Below are 3,690 nucleotides of genomic sequence, written 5' to 3' on the forward strand. Positions count from 1 at the left end.
GCGCAGGTGGAGATGCAGTGCGGGCCCTTCACCGTGGTGTCGTTGATGAGCACCGAGGCCGCCCGCGAGCTGAAACTGGAGCCTGGCAGTGTCGCCGTGGCGGTGGTCAAGGCCACCACCGTCATCGTCGAAACCCCGGAAGAATTCTCCTGACCCCGAGCTCTTGGACCGCGGGATCTCAGACCGCGGCGAGGTAGGCCACGGCGTCTCGCATCCGCTCCGCGGCCGCGCGCAGGTCGGTGACACGCGGCCCAGATCGCAGCACAGCGCGCGACACCGCAGGCAGGAGCTGTCCCGCCGTGGCCCCGCCCAGTCCGCCGAGCGCGTCGACCTGACCGCCTTGCGCCCCCACGCCGGGCACTAACACCGGCCCGTCTAGTTCGCTGACGTCGGGCACATCGGCGACCGTGGCCCCGACGACCACGCCGACCGAACCCGGCTCTGGCAGGGCCGCCCGGTTCACCTCCGCCGCCGCGTCGACGATCGACTGGGCAACGGTCCGGCCGCCTGCGTCGGCCCGTTGGATGGCCGCACCTTCCGGGTTTGAGGTTGCCGCCAGCACGAATACGCCGCGCCCGTGCGCGGTGGCGGTGTCCAAGAGTGGTTGCAGGGACTCGAATCCGGGATACGGCGACGCGGTGACGGCGTCGGCGGCCAGCGGCGAGTCGCCTACCCAGGCCTGGGCGTAGGCCGCCATCGTGGAGCCGATGTCGCCGCGCTTGGCGTCGGCCAGCACCAGCACGCCGGTGTCGCGCAGCGCGGCGATGGTGCGCTCCAGCACCGCGTATCCGGCGGCCCCGTAGGCCTCGAAGAACGCGACCTGCGGTTTAACGACGGCGAAGCCGGCGTAGGCCTCGATACAGGTGTCGCAGAACGACGCCAGACCATCGGGCGTGGTCGGCACGTCCCAGGCACGCAGCAGCTCAGGATGCGGGTCGATCCCCAAACACAGCGGTCCCCGCTGCGCCGTTGCGTCGCGCAGCCGGGCGCCGAACCCGGGCATGCCTAGCGCCCACCGTTGTTCAGCGCGCTGTGCAGCTCCTGCAGCGAACGCACCCCGATGTCACCGCGGATCCCCGCCTCGATGCCCTGCACCGCCGCCGAGGCGCCCTGCACCGTCGTCACGCAAGGAATGTTCATCGCCACGGCGGCCGAACGTATTTCGTAGCCGTCGATGCGCGGACCGGAGTTGCCGTAGGGGGTGTTGATCACCATGTCGACCTCACCGGCCCTGATCGCGTCGACCGCCGAAAGCGCGGGGCGGCCGGGACGGGGCTCTTCGAAATGCTTGCGAACGACCTCGCAGGGAATCCCGTTGCGGCGCAACATTTCCGCAGTGCCCTCGGTGGCCAGCACCCGAAAGCCCAGGTCGGCCAGCCGCTTGACCGGGAACACCAGCGAGCGTTTGTCGCGGTTGGCCACCGACACGAACACTGTGCCCTCGGCCGGCAGCGAACCGTAGGCGGCAGTCTGGCTTTTGGCGAACGCGCTGCCGAAGTCGCGGTCGATACCCATTACCTCGCCGGTCGACTTCATCTCCGGGCCGAGCAACGAGTCGATGCCGGCCCCCTCGACGGTGCGGAACCGGTGGAACGGCAACACGGCCTCCTTGACCGCGATCGGGGCGTCCGGCGCCGCGGTTGCACCGTCACCGGAGGCCGTCAGCATGCCCTCCGCGCGTAGTTGGGCGATGCTGGCCCCCAACATGATTCGTGCACATGCCTTGGCCAGTGGAACCGCGGTTGCCTTGGACACGAACGGCACGGTGCGGCTGGCTCGCGGGTTCGCCTCAAGCACGTAGAGCACGTCGTCTTTGAGGGCGTATTGCACGTTGAGTCGGCCGACGACGCCGATGCCGTGGGCGATGGCCTCGGTTGCTTTCCGGACTTTCTCGATGTCGGTGCGGCCCAACGTCACCGGCGGCAGCGCGCACGCCGAGTCGCCGGAGTGGATACCGGCCTCCTCGATGTGTTCCATGATCCCGCCGATGTAGACCTCGCTCCCGTCGCACAGCGCATCCACGTCGATCTCGATGGCGTCCTCGAGGAAACGGTCCACCAGCACCGGGTGTTCCGGTGAGAGGGCGGTCGCGCGGGTGATGTAACCCTGCAGCGTGTCATCGTCGTAGACGATCTCCATGCCGCGACCACCCAGCACATACGAGGGCCGTACCAGCACCGGATAGCCGATCTCCGCGGCGATGCGGCGGGCCTGGTCGAAGGTCGTGGCGGTTCCGTAACGGGGGGCCGGCAGCCCGGCAGCGGTGAGCACATCCCCGAACGCGCCGCGGTCCTCGGCCAGGTCGATGGCCTCCGGCGCGGTGCCGACAATCGGAACCCCGGCGTCGGCGAGCCGCTGCGCCAGGCCGAGCGGGGTCTGGCCGCCCAGTTGCACGATGACGCCGACCACGCCGGGACCATCTTGTGCCGAATGGGATTCGGCGTGGAACACCTCCAGCACGTCCTCGAACGTCAGCGGCTCGAAATACAGGCGGTCGGCGGTGTCGTAGTCCGTGGATACCGTCTCTGGGTTGCAGTTGACCATCACGGTCTCAAAGCCAGCCTGGCTCAACGTGGTTGCGGCATGCACGCAGCTGTAGTCGAATTCGATGCCCTGCCCGATCCGGTTGGGCCCGGAGCCGAGGATGAGCACCTTGGGCTTTTGGTTCTGTGGGGCCACCTCGGTTTCGGCGGCGGGGTCCAGCTCATAGCTGCTGTAGTGGTACGGCGTCTTGGCCTCGAACTCCGCGGCGCAGGTGTCGACGGTCTTGTACACCGGGTGGATGCCGAGCCGCTGACGCAGCGAGCGCACGCCGTTCTCGCCGGCCAGTTCCGGTCGCAGCGCGGCGATCTGGCGGTCGGAGAGCCCGCTGTACTTGCAGCGGCGCAGCAGGTCACCGTCCAGCACAGCGGCGTCGACCAGCTCCGCGCGCAACTCGACCAGTTGCGCGATCTGGGCGACGAACCACGGGTCGACGCCGCAGGCCTGCGAGACCTGCTCGACGGAAGCACCCAGCCGCAGCGCCAATTCGACGTCGTAGAGCCGGCTTTCCGACGGTTTTGCCAGCCGCTGAAGTGTTTCGTCGACGCCGCCGGGCGGGTCGGGAGTCGTCCAGAACCCGGCACGGCCGGCTTCCAGCGACCGCATTACCTTGCCGAGGGCTTCGACGAAGTTGCGGCCCAACGACATCGCCTCACCGACCGACTTCATGGTGGTGGTCAGCGTCGGGTCGGCGCCGGGGAACTTCTCGAACGCGAACCGCGGCGCCTTGACAACCACGTAATCGAGCGTGGGTTCGAAGCAGGCCGGGGTTTCCTTGGTGATGTCGTTGAGGATCTCGTCGAGGGTGTAGCCGATGGCCAGCTTGGCCGCGATCTTGGCGATCGGAAAGCCGGTGGCCTTGGACGCCAGCGCACTGGATCGTGACACCCGCGGGTTCATTTCGACGACGATCAGCCGACCGTCGCGCGGGTTGACCGCGAACTGGATGTTGCAGCCGCCGGTGTCGACCCCGACCTCACGCAGGATCGCGATGGCCAGGTCGCGCATTCGCTGGTATTCCCGGTCGGTCAGCGTCATCGCCGGCGCCACCGTCACCGAGTCGCCGGTATGCACGCCCATCGGATCAACGTTTTCGATCGAGCACACCACGACCACGTTGTCGTGTCCGTCGCGCATCAGCTCGAGCTC

General features: G+C 68.2%; 3 protein-coding genes. 1 reads left to right on the plus strand and 2 read right to left on the minus strand.

Going from position 1 to position 3,690, the window contains the following annotated elements:
- Positions 1–153, plus strand: a 153-nt coding sequence (locus VFA16_RS03740) for a TOBE domain-containing protein (protein ID WP_324966521.1), incomplete at its 5' end; no start/stop codon positions are given.
- Positions 154–178: 25 nt separating this feature from the next.
- Here VFA16_RS03740 and pyrF read toward each other — a convergent pair.
- Together pyrF and carB are read right to left on the minus strand one after the other, a co-directional pair.
- Positions 179–1,003: an orotidine-5'-phosphate decarboxylase gene (pyrF, locus tag VFA16_RS03745; RefSeq protein ID WP_324966519.1), complete on the minus strand. Its 825-nt coding sequence runs from the start codon at positions 1,001–1,003 to the stop codon at positions 179–181.
- A gap of 2 nt (positions 1,004–1,005) precedes the next feature.
- A partial coding sequence (gene carB / locus VFA16_RS03750; protein ID WP_324966520.1) for a carbamoyl-phosphate synthase large subunit occupies positions 1,006–3,690 on the minus strand: 2,685 nt, incomplete at its 5' end.

Origin of the sequence: Mycobacterium sp. (assembly GCF_035653355.1) — a bacterium.
Classification (GTDB): domain Bacteria; phylum Actinomycetota; class Actinomycetes; order Mycobacteriales; family Mycobacteriaceae; genus Mycobacterium.